The organism is Collinsella sp. CLA-ER-H9 (assembly GCF_040092295.1).
GTDB lineage: Bacteria > Actinomycetota > Coriobacteriia > Coriobacteriales > Coriobacteriaceae > Collinsella.
This window is the reverse complement of the sequence record NZ_JBBNLV010000004.1, coordinates 58,252-76,624: the sequence shown is the minus strand read 5'-3', so window position 1 is coordinate 76,624 and position 18,373 is coordinate 58,252. Positions and strand designations below refer to the sequence as shown.

At 59.8% G+C, this 18,373-nt stretch carries 15 protein-coding genes; 5 read left to right on the top strand and 10 right to left on the bottom strand.

Translation table 11 applies throughout. The annotated features are described in order from the left end of the window. The first annotated feature begins 475 nt into the window (after window positions 1–475). A complete protein-coding gene (locus AAAX73_RS04080; RefSeq protein WP_349125095.1) occupies window positions 476–3,460 on the top strand; it encodes a DEAD/DEAH box helicase family protein in 2,985 nt (994 codons plus the stop codon). A gap of 64 nt (window positions 3,461–3,524) precedes the next feature. On the opposite strand, the gene AAAX73_RS04075 is transcribed toward AAAX73_RS04080, so the two are convergent. The 5 genes from AAAX73_RS04075 to AAAX73_RS04055 form a co-directional block, all read right to left on the bottom strand. After that, window positions 3,525–3,833, bottom strand: coding sequence for a type II toxin-antitoxin system YafQ family toxin (locus tag AAAX73_RS04075; RefSeq protein WP_118079595.1), 309 nt, complete (start codon window positions 3,831–3,833; stop codon window positions 3,525–3,527). A gap of 2 nt (window positions 3,834–3,835) precedes the next feature. Beyond that, complete coding sequence (locus AAAX73_RS04070) at window positions 3,836–4,135, bottom strand: type II toxin-antitoxin system RelB/DinJ family antitoxin (RefSeq protein ID WP_117637361.1); 300 nt, start codon at window positions 4,133–4,135, stop codon at window positions 3,836–3,838. Window positions 4,136–4,248: 113 nt separating this feature from the next. After that, a complete protein-coding gene (locus tag AAAX73_RS04065; RefSeq protein WP_118079593.1) occupies window positions 4,249–5,007 on the bottom strand; it encodes a TIGR00730 family Rossman fold protein in 759 nt (252 codons plus the stop codon). Between the two features lie 133 nt (window positions 5,008–5,140). Next, on the bottom strand, window positions 5,141–6,280 hold the full coding sequence (gene tgt / locus AAAX73_RS04060) for a tRNA guanosine(34) transglycosylase Tgt (protein WP_055285790.1): 1,140 nt from the start codon (window positions 6,278–6,280) through the stop codon (window positions 5,141–5,143). 310 nt (window positions 6,281–6,590) lie between these two features. Further along, window positions 6,591–7,391 carry an SDR family oxidoreductase gene (locus AAAX73_RS04055; protein WP_349125094.1) on the bottom strand — a complete coding sequence of 267 codons (801 nt, stop codon included), beginning with the start codon at window positions 7,389–7,391 and terminating at the stop codon, window positions 6,591–6,593. Between the two features lie 294 nt (window positions 7,392–7,685). Here AAAX73_RS04055 and AAAX73_RS04050 point away from each other — a divergent pair, with 294 nt between their 5' ends. Then, entirely contained in the window at window positions 7,686–9,449 is a 1,764-nt protein-coding gene (locus AAAX73_RS04050) for a hypothetical protein (RefSeq protein WP_118079589.1), read from the top strand. A gap of 358 nt (window positions 9,450–9,807) precedes the next feature. On the opposite strand, the gene queA is transcribed toward AAAX73_RS04050, so the two are convergent. From queA to AAAX73_RS04035, 3 genes are all read right to left on the bottom strand, one after another. Next, entirely contained in the window at window positions 9,808–11,019 is a 1,212-nt protein-coding gene (gene queA, locus AAAX73_RS04045) for a tRNA preQ1(34) S-adenosylmethionine ribosyltransferase-isomerase QueA (protein WP_349125154.1), read from the bottom strand. A 70-nt stretch (window positions 11,020–11,089) separates the two neighbouring features. Then, window positions 11,090–11,665, bottom strand: coding sequence for an epoxyqueuosine reductase QueH (locus AAAX73_RS04040; RefSeq protein ID WP_349125093.1), 576 nt, complete (start codon window positions 11,663–11,665; stop codon window positions 11,090–11,092). 35 nt (window positions 11,666–11,700) lie between these two features. After that, window positions 11,701–12,270: a DUF3267 domain-containing protein gene (locus AAAX73_RS04035; protein ID WP_349125092.1), complete on the bottom strand. Its 570-nt coding sequence runs from the start codon at window positions 12,268–12,270 to the stop codon at window positions 11,701–11,703. A 132-nt stretch (window positions 12,271–12,402) separates the two neighbouring features. Here AAAX73_RS04035 and AAAX73_RS04030 point away from each other — a divergent pair, with 132 nt between their 5' ends. After that, window positions 12,403–14,553: a class I tRNA ligase family protein gene (locus tag AAAX73_RS04030; protein ID WP_349125091.1), complete on the top strand. Its 2,151-nt coding sequence runs from the start codon at window positions 12,403–12,405 to the stop codon at window positions 14,551–14,553. Window positions 14,554–14,703: 150 nt separating this feature from the next. Beyond that, a complete protein-coding gene (locus AAAX73_RS04025) occupies window positions 14,704–15,807 on the top strand; it encodes an RsmB/NOP family class I SAM-dependent RNA methyltransferase (RefSeq protein ID WP_349125090.1) in 1,104 nt (367 codons plus the stop codon). A 21-nt stretch (window positions 15,808–15,828) separates the two neighbouring features. Here AAAX73_RS04025 and AAAX73_RS04020 read toward each other — a convergent pair whose 3' ends face one another. Further along, on the bottom strand, window positions 15,829–15,999 hold the full coding sequence (locus AAAX73_RS04020) for a hypothetical protein (protein WP_349125089.1): 171 nt from the start codon (window positions 15,997–15,999) through the stop codon (window positions 15,829–15,831). A 192-nt stretch (window positions 16,000–16,191) separates the two neighbouring features. Here AAAX73_RS04020 and AAAX73_RS04015 point away from each other — a divergent pair, with 192 nt between their 5' ends. Further along, window positions 16,192–17,283 carry a hypothetical protein gene (locus tag AAAX73_RS04015; RefSeq protein ID WP_349125088.1) on the top strand — a complete coding sequence of 364 codons (1,092 nt, stop codon included), beginning with the start codon at window positions 16,192–16,194 and terminating at the stop codon, window positions 17,281–17,283. A gap of 108 nt (window positions 17,284–17,391) precedes the next feature. Here the strand turns inward: AAAX73_RS04015 and AAAX73_RS04010 are convergent, their stop codons facing one another. Further along, window positions 17,392–18,282, bottom strand: coding sequence for a DegV family protein (locus AAAX73_RS04010; protein WP_349125087.1), 891 nt, complete (start codon window positions 18,280–18,282; stop codon window positions 17,392–17,394). Between the last annotated feature and the right edge of the window lie 91 nt (window positions 18,283–18,373).

Here is an 18,373-nt window from a genome sequence, read left to right as displayed (position 1 = left end):
AGCTGTTTAGGGGAGCTTCGACTAGCCCCTAGCGGTACCCGGTGGGCAAAAAATGGCAAATATGAGTACTGTCATAAATTTAGTAACAGCAAAATTTCGCTGAAATTGCCCGCTCCCACCGATTTCAAGCTCCATAAAGCCCCGAATCGTCGTGTTTAGGGGGGGTGAATATACTATAACTCAGTCAATTGGTCTTAGATGCTTCTCAAATGATATGAGACTAACCGGGCAACAGTACTCATATTTGCCATTTTTTGCCCACCGGGTCTGAATGAGGTCCGCTCTTTACGCCTCCGGCTACCCATATGACCGCAAACCCTGATTATCAAGGGCCGTCGCGCGCCTTGGCATCGACCGAAAGCCGCTCGCAGAATAATCCCTTGCCATTAGCAAACTTGAATCGAAATTACATATCCCAAAAAGCCGTAATGCCGTACCCTCGTCTCAACAACTCCAATACAAGGACGGCATTCAAATGGGCAACGCCATGCATCAATACGCCCTCTTTGGGACCGCACAATTTAAATACGATCAGACGATCACACATATATCGGACCAACACCGACAAATCGTCATTTGCAACAACGGTTCAGACGTACGCTACGCAACGCTAGAAGAGTGGGAAGAAGCTGGCGCTTTGTTCGATGAACGAGCACAAATCGAGGGCATCGTCACCAGCGCGAGCCCAGCACGCGATAAACTCGAGCTCTTTCGCAGTCTCTTTACCGGGCGCAAAGATGTTTACGCTCATGGATATCGCAGAAAGGACGGGGGCATTGGCTATACGCCTGCTTGTGCTAATGAGTGGGAGCCAGGAATTTGCCCCAAAGCAGCCCATCAAAGAGTTAAATGTGTAGAATGCAGCAATCGCGTCTTCCCGGAATTAAGCGATGCCGCAATCATTGCTCACTTTAAAGGCAACGATGACCGGTTCCGCGATGTCCTCGGGCAATATGTTCTCGATAGGAACTGCAACACGAAAGTTCTCGTCATCGATTTTGACAAAGCGGACTGGAAAGAGGCAACAAATGCCGTACGGCTTGTTGCAATACGACGGGGCATTAACGCCGCCGTTGAGCGCTCAAGGTCCGGCAACGGCGCCCACATCTGGTTTTTCTTCCTCGAGCCAATCAGCGCAAAGGCTACCCGAGAGTTTGGAAGTTGCCTCATAACCGAAGCTGCGGCGCATAATAAGACAATCACGTTCGAGGCCTTTGATCGAATGCTACCCGCTCAGGCCACTATTCCCGATGGAGGCTTCGGAAACCTCATCGCACTCCCCTTTCAAGGCAAGGCGCAACGTGAAGGAAACAGTGTATTTGTAGACGAACAATTCAAGCCCTTTCCCGACCAATGGCTCTATCTATCACAAGTCCAGCTGATTCCGCGCTCGACGGTGCAAGATCTGATTGAGGCCCCTGGAAACAACCCACACGGACCAGCAACAACTACGGTGGCAAACAAGGGCAAACGGTATGCCCAAAGACCACGAAAGCGACTACCACTCACATCGCGGGACTTTCCCTCATCGCTGCCCGTTATTCAAGCCGATATGCTGTACATCCCCGAGAAGTCTCTGAGTCCAGCAGCTCAAATGGAAATCCGCGGACTTGCGACATTTGCCAATCCGGCATTCTATCGCGCGCAGTCCATGCATCAATCAGTATTCGGCAAACCGCGACTCATAGACCTTAGCGAACTGAGAGATGGTCATGTTGCAATTCCCCGGGGCTGCAAAACTCAACTTGAGCGGCTAGTTCAAGAGACCGGCGTTACCGCCCACTATTCAGACGAGCGCAAATCGGGCAATCCGATTGTTATGGCATTTAAAGGAGTCCTTCGCCCTGAGCAGCAAATCGCCGCTGATCAGATGCTCATATACGAAGACGGAATCATGTCCGCGCCGACAGGCTTCGGTAAAACAGTCGTCGGAGCTTATCTTATTGCATCCATTGGTCTTCCAACGCTCGTCATCGTTCCCAAAACCGCACTCATAACCCAATGGAAATCCCAGCTCGAGCGATTTATCGACATTACGGACAACAGGGAGCCCGTCCGAACCCCAAAAGGACGAATCAGCAAAAGGCAGCCTCCGGTCATCGGACAAATAGGAGGAGGCAAAATGGCCGTAAGCGGCCTCGTCGACATCGCTTCGTTCCAGTCGTTATCTGGCAAAGACCGTCAAACCGGAGAGCCGATAGTTAAGGGCCTTGTTCGTAATTACGGCCTCATTATCTGCGACGAATGCCACCATGCCGCCGCACCACAGCTCGAGCTTATTCTCAAGTCCGCCCCGGCCAAATACGTATACGGCCTTTCTGCGACGCCCGAACGATCCGACGGCCTTACGCGGGCGCTCTCCATGCTCTGCGGCCCGCTCCGTTATGTTATCGATCCAAAAGCGCAAGCGATTCAGCAGGGCATCCAGCGCATCGTACGGCCTCGTTTTACTGGAATTCGACTACCCGCCTACGAGCCAGGTGCAAGCTTCAATCAGATTCTCGACCTGCTGTGCACGCATGCAGCTAGAAACGAATTGATTGTCAACGACGCTATTGAAGCTGCGTCAAACGGCCGGCATCCGCTCGTGCTGACTAAAAGGAAAAAGCATGCCGAGGAGCTGTTCGGGATGCTCAAAAACCAAGGACACGAACCCGTTCTCCTGACCGGGGAAATCGACGCCAAAGAAAGAAAAACGATACTGAGCAGTCTTCCCCGCTTCGAGCATGAACATCGAATCATCGTCGCCACCGAAAGCCTTTTGGGCGAGGGCTTCGATCTGTCCTACCTTGACACTCTACTCATTGCCACGCCGATATCGTGGGACGGCAGCATCACGCAGCAGGCAGGCAGGCTCCATAGAAGCCACGAGGGCAAGCGACGGGTTGAGATATTCGACTACGTTGATTTATCTATACCCATGCTCGCCCGCATGTACCAGAAGAGACTCAAGACCTACGCCAAGCTCGGGTACGAAGTCTACGTGACCGGAGGCATCGAGCAGTCCGATCAAAACATTCTCATAGAACCGGCTAATGCCGTAGAGACTCTGGTTGAAGACATCGTTGGCGCCGCTAAGAGCATCTTCATTGCCGCGCCCTACGCATCCGCCGCCTGCCTCGCAAAGCTCGGCGATGCAATCAAAGGTGCCACTGCCCGAGGGATTGCTCTTGAGTTTTTCATTGCCTCGACTCCGCGCGAAGATGCAAGCGAGACTTTGGCAAAAATGAACGTCGAGCATGCCATTAGAGCAGAAGGACGTTTGTGTGCAGCGATAATTGACGAAGAAACTATCTGGTACGGAACGATCCCGCTACTAGCTTTCCCCAAGAAAGAAGACTGCAGCATCAGGTTCAAAAACAGCGAGATCGCAGCGGAGCTCTTAGACGAAATCAACCACAAGGGAAAGCCAGATGCCACGTCAACAGGCAGGACATCCCCACCACTTGCGGTGGAATAGGGACTGTTTTTGGCTTATCAGCCGCAAATCAATCCCTATTCCACCGCAACTTAGAAATCGGCAATCAGCCCTGCGGGCCCCGGAACAGTTCCTCATGCGAGCCCATTCTGACCAGTCGGATCACAGGATTAGTCTTATGCGGCAAGTACAGAACGACCACATCGACCAACCCATCGGATAGATGGAAATCGATGTGGCCGTTGTAATTGCCGCCCGGGTTTGAAAGCTCATGGGCGCCATATTCCGCGGGAAGCGAGCCGCGAGCTGCAAGCTCTGCGACTGCCGCCTTAAACTCGGTTTTTAGCTGCGGATGGATGCGCGTCGTCCGTTTGTAATCCGCCTTAAACTGAGCCTCGACTTTAATCTCAAACATCGCTAGTCCTCATCGAGGAACGATATAAGCTCATCAGCGTTATTGAATGACGGGCTGTCGTCTGGCAGAATCCCCAACTCATGAGCCTCGGCAATCACCATGGCGCGCCTCGTCGCCTCGTTGGGAACTTCGGGCCGACCCACAATCTCAAACGGAATCTTTCGCTGATTTACCAGCTGCCGAACAGCAAGGTTGAGATACGAATTGAGACTCAGGCCAACTGTATCCAAGAACTCAGTCGCCTGTTCCTTGAGCCCCTCTTCGATGCGAACCGTCGTAGGCTTAACCGTTGCAGTAGACATACGCGACCTCCTCGCTCTCGTCTTTTGCATCAGTATACCCAGTTTAGAAGGCAGACTGATGTTAAATAGCATCAGTCTGCCTTCTCATCACTACAACGACAGGCGCGCTCGCCCTACATCAGCCCGCTCAGGGCGATATCGACGGCCTCGTTGAGGTCGTCGGTAATGTGCACCAGCTCCGGATCGAGCGGGCTAATCATACCGGCGTCCATCACCGGGCCGTTGAGCCAGTCGAACAGGCCCTGCCAGTACTCGGTGCCCACCAAAACGAGCGGCATACGCTTGACCTTGTGCGTCTGCACCAGCGTGAGCACCTCGAACATCTCGTCGAGCGTGCCAAAGCCGCCGGGAAACACGATGGCGCCCGAGCTGTATTTGACGAACATGGTCTTGCGCACAAAGAAGTAACGAAAATCCATGCCGAGGTTCACGTATTTGTTGAGCCCGTGTTCGTGCGGAAGCTCGATACCCAAGCCGACCGACTTGCCGTTCACGCTCGCCGCTCCCCTGTTGGCCGCCTCCATGACGCCGGGGCCACCGCCGGTGATAACCGCCACGCCGCGTTGGGCGATTTTGCGACCGACCGTGCGAGCCGCCTTGTAGAGCGGATCTGTCTTGGGCGTGCGGGCACTGCCGAAGATGGTCACCGCAGGACCAAGCTCGGCAAGCGCGCCAAAGCCATCGACGAACTCTGCCTGAATGCGCAGCACGCGCCAGGGGTCGGTGTGCAACCAGTCGGTCGAGTCCTCGGGTGCCAGCAGGTTGGCGTAGGTGTTGTCCTTGGGAATCATGGGGCCGCGCATGACCACGGGACCGCGCCGGTACGTCTCGTCGTAAGCCGGCTCGCCCTCGACGTTCTCATTCTTAATCATGGGCACTCCTATCGAAAATAGAAACGGGCGGGGTCGACGCCATGCGTCAAACACCCGCCCGAACATCAACTATTCGGTATGGTACCCACGATGCATCAAGTGCTTGCAAGGCATCGGTCAGCGGTCGCGGCTCTTAGTAATCCACCGCCGCAGGACTGTTCATCCAGTCGCTCACAAACGCGCCGTAGCGGCCCTCGATAATGGCCTGACGGGCACGCTGCATAAGGTTGAGCAGGTAGTAAATGTTGTGCATCGACAGCAGAATACCGCCGAGCATCTCCTTCTGCGTGACCATGTGACGGATGAGCGCACGGCTGTAGCCGCCCGTGCACACCGGGCAGGTGCAGGTGGGGTCGATGGGGCCGTCGTCGTGCGCAAAGCGCGCGTTGCGGAAGTTAAGGCGACCTTCACTGGAGAACGCCGTACCCATGCGGCCGGTGCGCGTCGGCAGCACGCAGTCGAACATGTCGATGCCCACGCCAACGCCGCGCACGAGCGTGGTAGGGTTGCCGACGCCCATGAGGTAGCGCGGCTTGTGCTTAGGCATGTACTCGGAAACCAGCGGTGCCAGCGTCTCGAACATGGTCTCGTGGTCTTCGCCCACCGAATAGCCGCCGATGCCGTAACCCGGGAAGTCGCCGCACTCCTCCAGATGGCGCAGCGAGCGCAGGCGCAGGTCCAGGTGCATGCCGCCTTGGACGATGCCAAAGAGCGCCTGGTCATCGCGGGTATGCGCCTTATAGCAGCGCTCGGCCCACATACTCGACAGCTCAACGGCGCGCTCGACGTAGGCGCGCGTGGCGGGATAGCCCGGGCACTGGTCGAGCTGCATGCAGATATCGGAGCCGAGCTTCATGGCGATTTCCATGTTGTCCTCGGGCGTCCAGAACACGTGGCGGCCGTCGTAGTCGTTGACGATAAAGCGCACGCCCTCGTCGGTGAGCTTGACGGCGTCGTTGTGGCTGAACACCTGGAAGCCGCCCGAATCGGTAAGAATGGGGCCGTGCCAGTTCATAAACTTGTGCAGGCCGCCCAGCTCGGCAATGGTGTCCTCGCCGGGACGCATGGACAGGTGATAGGTGTTGGCAAGCACGATCTGGGCGCCGAGCTGTTTGACGGTCTCGGTAGGAATACCCTTGACGTTTGCCTTGGTGCCCACGGGCATAAAGATTGGCGTCTCGATATCGCCGTGCGGGGTGTGCAGTACGCCGGCACGCGCGTGCGTCGTCGGGTCCTCGGCGATCAGGTCGAATTTAAAAAGGCTCTGGTCCATAAACTGGAACTCCTTGGTTGCGGTTCATACGCAAACCATTATACGGGCAACCCGCAAGGAGCACCGACTCGACAGAAACTGGCGCATTAAACGACTAGTCATTTAAAAACGTCGCCAACGACTACGTCCAACAGCTAAGGTAACGCCGATGCCTTGTCAACGACAGCGAAAACCCGCCAGAGCGAGCAAGGTGCCTTGAAACAAGGCGGCATTGACCTTCTGGTCATGCCGCCGAAGTTGAAAGACAGATTGCCGCTCTGGCGGGTTTGCAGCGTCAACTGGTTACGCGGTTCGTAGAACCGCGTAACTGTTAGGGCCGCTGGCCCATGCCACCCTCGAGGGTGACGGTCTCACCGTTCATGTACTTAAAGTCGGGGCCGCAGAGCTGAACGACCACGCGGCCGATCTCCTTCTCGACGTCGCCGTAATGACCCGCCGGCGGCATATGGACGTTGGCCTTGAACGCCTCGGGATAGGCATCCTGGAAGTTCTCGAGCGCAGCGGTCCAAGCAAGCGGGCACACGATGTTGACGTTGATGCCGTCCTTGCCCCACTCGTTGGCGGCAACGCGGGTCAAGCCGCGGATGCCTTCCTTGGCGGCGGCGTAGCTGCACTGGCCGTAGTTGCCAAACAGACCGGCGCCCGAGGCAAAGTTGACCACGGAACCCTTGGTCTCCTTCAGGTGCGGATAGGCCTTCTGCATGTACAGATAGGTGGCATACAGGCCGGAGTAAATGGCCAGGTTAAACTGGTCCATGGTGTGATCGGCAATGGTCACGCCCGAAGCGCTGGCCTGGGCATTGTTGACGACGGCGTCGATGCGGCCGAACTCCTCGATGGCCTTGTCGATGACGTTCTGGACGACGGCCTCGTTGTCCTGACCAGCCGAGACATCGGCCTGAACAGGCAGAACCTTGACGCCGTAGTCGGCCTTGAGGGACTCCTTGGCAGCCTCGAGCTTGGCAACGTTGCGGCCGGTAATGACGAGGTTTGCGCCCTCCTTGGCAAAAGCGATATCGATGCCGTAACCGATGGAGCCAGCGGAACCGTCCTTGAGCGTGGCCTTGCCGCCGCCGGTGACGATCACGGTCTTACCAGTGAAAAGTCCCATACAAAGTCCTTTCGAATCGCGACGGGCACACCCGCCGACTGCGCGTATCCAACTTCACGCGCCAAAAGCTGAAATGCAACTTTAGCGTGTTCAAGTGAAAAATAAAGACCGCAGCAGGCGAACGGCGCAACGTCATTCGGCGAAGGGAATGTCAAGCGTAAACTGACTTTAGAGGATGAATTTTTGCTATCCAAGCGAGTCATCGAACACGTTTTGAAACTTTGCTGCGGGGCGCGGGATGTCGGCGCGAGACTTTATCATAGGGTGACAAACAACGATGAGGAGCACATGCCTATGACAGACGAGCTGGACCCCCAGACTCAACAGCATATTGATGATTCAGCAGACGTCGCCGCAGATACTGACGCTGCGACCTGCAATGATACCGACGTCGACGACGCCACTCTAGATAACGGCGCTGCGACGGAAATCCCTACGGCCGAAGATGCCGGCGAGCAAAACGACGATTCGGCCGCTCAGGACGACGCCCCCGAAAAGGACGCCGCCCCGCAAGCAGAAGGCCCTATCGAGGTGTCTTCGGAAGAAGAGCTCGATGCCGTCATGGACTCCATGATGGATGCCGTCAAAGCGATGAAAAACGCCGTGGCCGACGCCGATATTGACGCCGAAGAAGAGGAGGCCGCCGAGGCCGCCTCGACCTTCGTGCCCGGCGAGACCCCCGTTGCCGACCAAGGCAGCACCCTGCCCTCGTTCCTGCAGCTTGAGCACCCCACCATTGGTGCCGATGCAGTCGACCCGCACGCTGCCGGCTTTTCCGTAGTCGAGGGCGGCACCGGCAGCATCGCCACGCCGCAGACGCCCGATGCGGGCACGGCGAACGCCGCTCACCCGACCGCCCTGCACACCCCAGCAGCCAGCCGCGATCTGGGAGGCGCCGTCTCAAACACCGCCAGCGCCGTGGGCGCCTTTATCGCCCAGGGTGCCTCGGCCATGCGCGAGATGAACGCCGCAAAGAAGGCACTCGCGGACGCCCGTGCCCACCTGGCCGAACTTGAGCAGCGCATCGCCGATCAAGGCGAGGAGCTCAAGACACGCCAGGACATCGCAGGCCGCTACGACCAAATCGTCGCCGAGCAGCGCCAGACTATCGACACGGCACAAAAGGCCGCCGCGGCGGCAGAAATCGGCCGCGATACCCATGCTGCCAAGGCAACAGAGCTCAAGGCGCAGCTCGAGCAAATAAAAGAAGAGGACGATGCCACCGAGCGGCGTCTCAAAGCCGCACTCGATGCCGTGGAGGCGCGCGAAGCCAGCTCGCGCGAGACCGGTAACCGCCTCGTTCGCCGCCTCGAGGATTCCAAGCGCATCCGCGACAAGGTGCAGGCCGAGCGCGACGCCGGCGTTGCCGCAGCGCAGCAAACCGTCGATGCCACGCGCGCTCAACTCGAAACGCTGCGCCGCGAGTATGCCGAGCTGCAGCGCAATCCTTCGGCGAATCCCGCCAATTACACGGTGCGCACCAGCGAGCTTTCGATGCAGATCTCCGACACGGCCGATGCCCTGCGCAAAGCCGAGGAAGATGTCCCGCACATCACCGCCGATCTTGAGCACTCACTCGCGGCCGCCGAGCACGCCGTCGAGCAGGCACAAGCCCCCATCGCTGACGCCAGGCGTGCCCATCAGGCCGTGACGGCCGAGGCCGATGCCGCGCGCGACGAGCTGCAGACCGCAAAAGCCGCCGCCGCAACGCGCCAACGCGAACTGCGCGAGAAGATCGCCGTCGAGGACAAGGCGCGTCGAGAGCAGGAGCAGGCTATTGCCAATGCCCAGGCGGATGTAGCGCATGCGCAGTCGATCATCGAGCAGGCGACCGAGGTGCACGACCATCCCGAGATTACCGAATCGCTCGCAGGCTCCTTGGCCCGCGATAAGGCCGAGCACGCCGAAACCGAGCGCGAAGTGGCTCAACTCGAAGCCGCCGAGGACGACGTGCGCGAGCGTACCCGCGACTCACGCATCAAATTCACCGGAGCCATCGTCTGCATCATCGCCGTAATCCTCGTGATCGTCCTGATCGGGCTCTTCGCGAGCAAGTAAACTAGCTGCCAAAAAACACTCAAGGCAGTTGCGGTGAGATAGTTCCTGTTTAGCCTCAAAAAAGGCCAATTCAAGAACTATCTCACCGCAACTTATTAGATTGATGCAAGGTAGTCATTGGGGACGTTCTTAAACGACTAGTCAAACAAGAACGTCCCCAATGACTACACCTTTTGGCAGGTTGAACCACGGCAACGTCGATGTTTTGGCACCGACAGCGAAAACCCGCCAGAGCGAGCAAGGTGCCTTGAAACAAGGCGGCATTGACCTTCTGGTCATGCCCGACGATTGAACGTCAGATTGCCGCTTAGGGGCGTTTGCAGCGTAGACTAGTTACGCGGTTCGTAGAACCGCGTAACTAACAAATGAGCATGGCGTCGCCAAAGCTGAAGAAGCGGTAGCGCTCCTCGATGGCAGCGGCGTAGGCATCCATGATCTGGTCGCGGGAGGCAAGCGCACTCACGAGCATCATGAGCGTAGAGCGCGGCACGTGGAAGTTCGTGATCAGTGCGTCAACCACGTGATAGGTCGAGCCGGGCATGAGGTAGAGCTGCGTTGTCGCGTTCTCGCGCACCACGATGTCACCGCGGCCGAGCGTGTCAGCGCCGTCCTCGCGGCCCTCAAAATAGCGCGCCGTCACAGCCGGATCGGACACCGGCGCCTCCGCATCGAACGCACTCTCGAGCGAACGCACTGCGGTGGTGCCGACGGCGATTACGCGGTGCCCCTCGGCCTTCGCCTTATGCACGGCGTCGACAACTTCCTGCGACACGTGGTAGCGCTCGGTGTGCATGACGTGCTGCGTAGGGTCGTCCTCCTCAACCAAGCGGAAGGTGTCGATGCCCACCTCGAGCTCAACGGCGGCAAACTTCGCACCCTTGGCCTCGATAGCGGCCATGAGCTCGGGGGTAAAGTGTAGGCCCGCCGTGGGAGCGGCAGCCGAGTGCTCCTCCTTCATGGCGTAAACGGTCTGGTACTTCTCGGGATCTCCCTCGTAATCGGTAATGTAGGGCGGCAGCGGCACGTGGCCGGCAGCATGGATGGCCTCGTCGAGCGTGCGCGGGTCGCCGGCGGCATTGCACCCGGCCGGCTCAAAGCGCACCAGGCGGCCACCGCGGCTATCAGTGACAAAGTCGACAACCTCGGCTGTCAGCACCACGGGAGCCCCCTCGGGCGCATGGGCGCCACCGGCGCGATACTCAATCTGAGCACCGGGCTTCAGGCGCTTGCCCGGCTTGACCAGGCACTCCCAAACGTGACCCAGCGGGTCAACATCTTCGCGGCGCTTGAGCAGCAGCGTCTCGACCACGCCACCCGAGCCGGCTTTGCGACCGATCAGGCGGGCCGGCATCACGCGCGTCTTGTTGATGACGAGCACATCGCCTGGCTCGATATAGTCGATGATATCGCGGAAGATACGGTGCTCAACGGTACCGCCGTGCTCCAGCGGCGTTCCCGCCTGGGAGCCCTTGCGATCCACCACCAGCAGACGGCAGGAGTCACGCGGCTCAGCAGGCGCCTGGGCGATCAGTTCCTCAGGAAGGTTGTAGTCAAAATCATCGGTACGCATAGACACGTCGGATTCTCCTTATATAGCTAAAGTCCGCTCTACATCCTAGCAGGCTGACGTCCCAAATGAACTACTTTTTGGCGGCTTTGCGCTCGTCGCGGATGCGGGCTCGATCCATGGCCGCCTCGACGGCCGAGAACCGGCAGCCGCAGTAATTCTGTCGATACATGCCAAGCTCGCGCGAACGACGCGTGGCCTCGGGGTAATACGGGCGAAAATCGCGAATTACCGGAGTTAGACCGCGGGCGGCAGCCAGACGCTCCAACACATCATTGCAGGTTTCGAACAACTGATACGGCGAGACGGCGAGCGTCGTACCCACAAACTCAAACCCACGCTCCTGGGCCACACGACACGCCTCGGCCAGACGCAGGGCATAGCACGCGCGACAGCGACGAGGTCGATCGGCGCCCAGCGGGGCCACGCCGGCCTCCCAGCGCTCGCGGTCCTCCCCCGCCTCGATAAGCTCGATGTCGCCATCGGCACACCACCGGCGCAGCTCGTCCAAACGCCGCCGCCATTCATCGCGCGGCTGGATATTGGGATTGGTCCAGCAAATTGTGGGTTCAAACCCCTCCTCGCGCAGCAGGCGAACCGGCTCAAGCGAGCACGGCGCACAGCAAGCATGCAGCAGCAACGGCTTCATCAACATCCCCGTCCCAGAAAAATCATCCCAAAAGACTACCTTGCGAAAAAGCGCACGCCAAAAGATGTGTCCTCGCAGGCGACAATGCGGCGGTCGCGCAAAATGGCCCGCACGTAATACCAGTCGCCTACACAGCCCGACAAATGCAAGCCGGCCGCCAGGTAGCACAGCAGCGGATAGCCCGAGAACGCAAACCCCAGGACAAACGCCGCCGTCACAACAACCGTCGGCGCCAGGCAAACCGCCACGTACCGCCGGCGCGAATACACCACGCCTTCGGCGCAGGCGTAAATCATGCAGGTTTTGAGATTTGCCCCAAAGGTCACCTGCGCGCCCGCAGGCGCCAGCAGCTTAAAAAACACACCGTGCACCAGCTCGTGCACGGCAAATGACGCCGCCGAAACCGCAGCCAAGCCGACTATCCAGCCCAAGACGGCCGTCCAACCGCCCGCGTCCGCCGCATCCAAGTCCGAAGGCCCGCCCAGCAGCATAAACACCGGCACCAGGCACACGGCAAATACGCCAAGCACCGCCATCCCCCACACAAAGCAGGCGTGCAGAAAATCCTCGTCCTCAAACGCATGTATGTTGGAAATCTCATTCATAGCATCTTAGGATAGCGCCCCTGCCACGTACCCGTCCGCATGTGCGATAATGTCGAACGATATGCACGAATTGACCACCGCGTCGTCAGGCCTTGCGCCCGGCCGCGCTCTCACCATATGCGAAGGAGTCCCATGGCATCCAAATACTCCATGAACGACCGTCCCAGCTGGCCTCGCCGCGCCATCGTTACCGCCGGCGAGCCCTACGGCAACAAGGGCCTTCACTTTGGCCACGTTGGCGGCGTCTTTGTCCCGGCCGACTTCTTCGCCCGCTTCCTGCGCGACCGTCTGGGCCGCGAGAACGTCATCTTCACCTCGGGCACCGACTGCTACGGCTCGCCCATCATGGAGAGCTACCGCAAGCTCAAGGAGAACGAGGGCTACGACAAGTCCATCGGCGAGTATGTCGAGTCCAATCACTCCCGCCAGGCCGCGACCCTCAACAACTACAACATCAGCTGCGATATCTACGGCGGCTCGGGCCTTGAGCCGGCTGCGCAGATTCACAACGAGGTGACCGCCGAGATTATCGAGCGCCTGCACGAGCAGGGCACCATCTCCAAGCGCTCCACGCTGCAGTTCTACGATGCCAAGGCCGGCACGTTCCTCAACGGCCGTCAGGTGATCGGCCGCTGCCCCATTCAGGGCTGCAAGTCCGAGAAGGCGTACGCCGACGAGTGCGACCTGGGTCACCAGTTTGAGCCCGAGGAGCTCATCGCTCCCAAGAGCCAGCTCACCGGCGAGGTGCCCGAGCTGCGCCCGGTCGACAACCTCTACTTCGACCTGCCGGCCTACCTCGACTTTATGAAGACCTACACCGCCAAGCTCGCCCAGAACCCGCAGGTTCGCTCCGTGGTCTCCAAGACCATGGAGGAGTGGCTGCTGCCGGCACAGCTCTATATTCAGAACAAGTTCCGCGAGGCCTTCGACGCCGTCGAGGACCAGCTACCCGAGCACACCGTGCTGGAGCCCGAGGGCAACAAGAGCAGCTTTACCGTCACCTTCCCCAGCTGGAAGGAGCGCGACGACGCCCACGCGGTGCTCGCCAACGGCGGCGTGCGCTTCCGCAGCGGCAAGGCGCTCGTGCCCTTCCGCATCACCGGTAACATCGACTGGGGCGTTCCGGTGCCCGAAGTCGACGGCGTGAACGACGTCACCTGCTGGTGCTGGCCCGAGAGCCTGTGGGCGCCCATCAGCTACACCCGCACCGTACTCGCACGCGATGCCCGCGCCGCCGGCGTAACCGAGGGCGTCGCCGCCCAGGACGCCGCCCTCATGGGCGAGCCCGCCGCCGATTCCACGCAGGTCCCCGCGCCCACCTATCAGCACAGCTCACTCGACTGGCGCGACTGGTGGTGCTCGGACGACGCGCAGATCTACCAGTTCATCGGTCAGGACAACATCTACTTCTACTGCATCGCGCAGACCGCCATGTGGGAGGCCCTGGGTTGGGACCTTACGCAGAGCACCGTCAGCGCCTGTTATCACCTGCTCTACATGGGCAAAAAGGCCAGCTCGTCCTCGCAGACGCCTCCCCCGCCGGCAGACGACCTGCTCAACCACTACACCTGCGAGCAGATGCGCGCGCACTGGCTGTCGCTCGGCCTGTCCGAGAAGCCGGTGAGCTTTAGCCCCAAGGCATATGACACGCGCGTGACCGGCAAGGACAAGGACGGCAACGAGGTGCGCGCCTGCGACGACAAGCGCGTTATCGATCCAGCCCTTAAGGAGAGCGCCCTTTTGACCGGCGTGTTCAACCGCCTGGCCCGCAGCTGCTTCTACGGCGTCGCCGTCAAGGAGGGCGACGAGAACCCCTATCGCAACGGTTGCATTCCGGCCGGCGCCGCCTCTTCCGCTGTGGTCGAGGCTGCCGAGCAGGCCGCCCTTGCGTTTGAGCAGGCCATGTACAAGTTCGAGACGCACCGCGCGCTCGCCGTGTGCGACGATTACCTGCGCGCCGCCAACAAGCGCTGGAGCGATGCCTCCAAGGCCGCCAACAAGCTCGAGGGCGAGCCAGCCTACGCCGCCATGAAGCAGGCCCTGGTCGACGCCTTTACCGAGCTGCGTGTGGCGACCGTACTCATGCACGGCATCGTCCCAGCCGGCTGCGAGCTCATCTGCGAGTACTTCGACATCGACCCGGTCGCCTTCTTTAGCTGGGACAACATCTTTGCCTCCACGGACGAGTTTGTGGAGAGCCTAGGCGAGAAGCCCGGCGAGCACCGCGTAAAGCCGCTGCCCCCGCGCTTCGACTTCTTTAGCAAGCACGAGAGCCAGTACTAGGCAACCGCAACGCGCCCGGAAATGATTATTCTGAGACGGGGATTAAAAATCATTCCCGGGCGCGGCAAAGTAGTCTTTTTGGGACGGGGATCATTAAATGATTTTTTAATCCCCGTCCCAGAATAATCATTTAGGTGGAAGGAAAGACGGATGTCTAAGCCGCGTCGTCGCAAGCAAAAAAAGCAGGTTAAGCCCGAGCTCAAGCTCAGGCAGTTTGCCGCCACCGAGCTTTCCGACCAGCTTGCCGCCCAACACTCCGCCGCCGACCTGCCGCGCTTTATGGTCGACACGGTCGCCGGTGCCTATGCACCCGCCGATGCCGAGCTCATGATCGAGGGCTTCGGCGCCGCGGCCACACGCCCGGTCACGCTGCGCGCCAACACGCTCAAGGCAACCGCCGAGGACATTGCCGCGGCGCTCGATGCCGCCGGCATCGCCCACCGCTCCGTTGCCTGGTACCCGGATGCCTTCATCCTGCCCGAGGCCCAAGTTTCCGATCTGTGGGATCTCGACATCTACTGCGACGGCAAGATCTACCTGCAGAGCCTGTCGTCCATGATGCCGCCCTTAGTGCTGGGCGCACGTGCCGGCGAGGACATCCTGGACATGTGTGCGGCCCCCGGCGGCAAGACGACGCAGATTGCCGCCCTCACCCAGGGACAGGGACACCTCACCGCCTGCGAGATGAGCATTCCCCGCGCCGAAAAGCTCGAGGCCAACTTGGGCCGCCAGGGCGCAAAAAACGTGCCCGTCATGCGCATTGACGCACGCGAGCTTGACGAGTTCTTCCGCTTTGACCGTATCCTGCTCGACGCCCCCTGCACCGGCACGGGCACCGTCATCAGCGGCAACGAAAAGAGCTTGCGCGGCCTCACCGAGCAGCTGCTCGTCAAGTGCGCCCGCTCGCAGCGCGCGCTTCTGGACCGCGCCATGGGGGCCCTCAAACCGGGCGGCACGCTCGTCTATTCGACGTGTTCAATCTTGCCGCAGGAAAACGAGGATGCCCTGCAAGAGGCCCTCGACAAACATATGGACTGCGAGCTCATCCCCCTCGACGGCACGCCGAGCGAAAGCGAAGCGCGTCGCGCCCAGGATGCCGGCGACAAGCCGCATATCGAGTGCAACGCCCTTACCGAAGCCATTGCCGCGGGCCACGTCTCGGCCATTGCCAACGGCATGCCCGGCACGCTGACCATTCCGCCCAGTCGCGACTTTGAGGGCTTCTATATCGCCCTGGTCCGAAAACGCAGCTAGCGCACGGACCAACTCAACAAGCTATCGCCGTGCGCACTTGTCCTGCTGGTCACGGTGCTGCTTAAGTGCCTCGCGTTCCTTGCGCTCGGCCTTTTTACCCTTAATGGCCGTGACCACAAAGTAGATGACCGCGGCGGCAACGATTGCGCCCATGCATAGGCCAATCGAGCCCAACATTGCCGAGAATTCCATACCGTGTCACCTCTCTTTTGTATACGGGACTTTCAAGATAGCACCTCGATTCCCGCCACCACAGCTCCTTCACGTTCGCCGGCCCTTCGGTCTAACGGATGGCGTGGCGGGGAAAAATCAACTCGTCAAACAATTTAGCAATCGTAGCGCCGGTCGTACACTGCCGACCGCACAACATAGAAACGGACCGCTATGGATTCTCTCAACGACCTAAACGAGCGCGTCGACGCCTTTGTCGGCACCAGCTCCTTCGACACGCCGGTCACGGCAAACGACCAAGCCCCCATCGATGTTCCCGCCGAGGTTCACGAGGACATCGTCGCCTCGGTCGACTTCTCCGAAGTCGAGCTTGCAGACGAATTTACCGAGCCCCAGGTGGCCGTAACTCCCAACGGCCTTTTGCCCATGGAGCCGCTGCCCATCGACGGACGCCTGCGCAAGGCGGCCCTCCGCATGCCCGATGAAATCGAGGAGGCCAGCGGCTTTACGCTCTTTGGCCGCCGCATCAAATCGCTCATCTACACCACCGACGTTGCGGTTATCCGCAACTCCAATGCCGACGCCGTGTTTGCCGTCTACCCCTTCACGCCGCAGCCCGCCATTACGCAGGCGCTGCTGACCGTTGCCGAGTGCCCGGTCTTTGTGGGCGTTGGCGGCGGCACCACCACCGGTAAGCGCTCCGTGCAGATGGCGGCCGTCTCCGAGATGCAGGGTGCGGCGGGCTGCGTGGTCAACTCCCCCGCCACCGCCGAGATGGTCGAGCACATCACCAATCTGGCAGACATCCCCGTCATCGCCACGGTCGTTCGCTGCGACGACGATGCTCACGCCAAGGTGCGCGCCGGAGCCAAGATTCTCAACATCGCCGCCGGCAAGAACACGCCCCAGGTCCTGCGCGAGCTGCGCAAGCACTATCCCAACCTGCCGCTCATCGCACCGGGCGGCAAGACGCCCGAGAGCATCCGTGAGACCATCGCCGCCGGCGCCAACGCCATCATTTGGACGCCACCTTCGGCACAGCAGCTGCAGACCGACATGATGCAGCGCTATCGCAAGATGAAGGAAGACGCCACGCCTGTCATCTCGCGCGACGATGTGCCCATTATCGACCAGGTCGCCGCCGCCGAGGTCAGCCAGGTCGAGAACATGAATCCCGACGTGCCGATCCCCGACGAAGTCATCGAACGCGTCGCTTCGATCCACGATCATATCGAGGAGCGTCGCGCCAACCGCGGACTCAAGCCCTCGCTGCACGGTTTCTTCTTCCGCGGAAAGAAACACTAGCCGCAACAGCAAGGCCCGCCCCGCAAACAACGGGACGGGCCTTTTTCTGTTATCGAATGTCAGGGGGAGCAGGCGTAGCCGTTAAAGCTGTCAGCCAGCCCACGAACGCTAATCCATGCGTTTGTCGCCCATAAAGTAGACGGCCACCGTGCCAGGGCCAGTATGCGAGCCAATCAGAGCACCGATGCTATTAATCTCAATCTTGCCTTTGAGCTGCGGAACCTGTTCCTCTATCAGTGCCGCAACGGCCTCGGCGTCCTCACGGCACGCCGAGTGCGACATGATGCACTTGCCCGAATAGTTCGTGCCGTCCTGCAGATGCGCCATCACGGTCTTGGCCATCTCGGAGATCGCGCGCTTCTTGGTGCGAATCTTCTCACGCGGCGCCAGCTCACCTTCGCAATCGACCGTCATGAGCGGGCAAATCTTGAGCGCCGTGCCGATGATCGCGCTCGCGGCCGAAATGCGACCGCCGCGCAGGTAGCTCGACAGATCGGTCGAGAAGAACCAGTGGTGCAGGTTGAGTTTATGCTCCTCAATCCAAGCGGCCGTCTCGTCGAGTGAAGCCCCGCTATCGCGCACGTCGGCGGCATATTCCAGCAGCAGGCCAAAGCCCGAAGACGCCGCCAGCGAATCGATGACGCGCACCTTGCCGCCCTGGGGATAGCGATCCGCGAGCATCTGCGCCGCAACGCAGGCCGATCCATACGTGCCCGAAATACCCGACGACAACGTCAGATGCAGCACGTCTTTACCCTCGGCAACGAACGGCTCCCAAAACTCCTCGTACTCACCCACGCTCACCTGAGACGTCTTGGGCATGGCGCCCGCGGCAATCTGGGCAAAAAACTCATCCGGCGTAATCGATTGATACAGATCGTCCGTATAGACAACATCGTCGATCTCGTAATGAAAACACACGACAGGGATATTGCGCGATGCAAAGAACTCACGGGTTCGATCGGCGGCGGATTCACAGGTCAGGACAAAATCACTCATATGAGGCTCCTTACTCATTGCTGCGCAAATTATCGCACAGCAAGCGTGAATACGGTACAAATGTCCACTATTTACCAAATTGAACCAAAGG

What these genes read in the sequence shown, in the direction of transcription:
- AAAX73_RS04080 (WP_349125095.1), top strand. Translation starts at nt 476, where the DNA reads ATGGGCAACGCCATGCATCAATACGCCCTCTTTGGGACCGCACAATTT.
- AAAX73_RS04075 (WP_118079595.1), bottom strand. Translation starts at nt 3,833, where the DNA reads ATGTTTGAGATTAAAGTCGAGGCTCAGTTTAAGGCGGATTACAAACGG.
- AAAX73_RS04070 (WP_117637361.1), bottom strand. Translation starts at nt 4,135, where the DNA reads ATGTCTACTGCAACGGTTAAGCCTACGACGGTTCGCATCGAAGAGGGG.
- AAAX73_RS04065 (WP_118079593.1), bottom strand. Translation starts at nt 5,007, where the DNA reads ATGATTAAGAATGAGAACGTCGAGGGCGAGCCGGCTTACGACGAGACG.
- tgt (WP_055285790.1), bottom strand. Translation starts at nt 6,280, where the DNA reads ATGGACCAGAGCCTTTTTAAATTCGACCTGATCGCCGAGGACCCGACG.
- AAAX73_RS04055 (WP_349125094.1), bottom strand. Translation starts at nt 7,391, where the DNA reads ATGGGACTTTTCACTGGTAAGACCGTGATCGTCACCGGCGGCGGCAAG.
- AAAX73_RS04050 (WP_118079589.1), top strand. Translation starts at nt 7,686, where the DNA reads ATGACAGACGAGCTGGACCCCCAGACTCAACAGCATATTGATGATTCA.
- queA (WP_349125154.1), bottom strand. Translation starts at nt 11,019, where the DNA reads ATGCGTACCGATGATTTTGACTACAACCTTCCTGAGGAACTGATCGCC.
- AAAX73_RS04040 (WP_349125093.1), bottom strand. Translation starts at nt 11,665, where the DNA reads ATGAAGCCGTTGCTGCTGCATGCTTGCTGTGCGCCGTGCTCGCTTGAG.
- AAAX73_RS04035 (WP_349125092.1), bottom strand. Translation starts at nt 12,270, where the DNA reads ATGAATGAGATTTCCAACATACATGCGTTTGAGGACGAGGATTTTCTG.
- AAAX73_RS04030 (WP_349125091.1), top strand. Translation starts at nt 12,403, where the DNA reads ATGGCATCCAAATACTCCATGAACGACCGTCCCAGCTGGCCTCGCCGC.
- AAAX73_RS04025 (WP_349125090.1), top strand. Translation starts at nt 14,704, where the DNA reads ATGTCTAAGCCGCGTCGTCGCAAGCAAAAAAAGCAGGTTAAGCCCGAG.
- AAAX73_RS04020 (WP_349125089.1), bottom strand. Translation starts at nt 15,999, where the DNA reads ATGGAATTCTCGGCAATGTTGGGCTCGATTGGCCTATGCATGGGCGCA.
- AAAX73_RS04015 (WP_349125088.1), top strand. Translation starts at nt 16,192, where the DNA reads ATGGATTCTCTCAACGACCTAAACGAGCGCGTCGACGCCTTTGTCGGC.
- AAAX73_RS04010 (WP_349125087.1), bottom strand. Translation starts at nt 18,282, where the DNA reads ATGAGTGATTTTGTCCTGACCTGTGAATCCGCCGCCGATCGAACCCGT.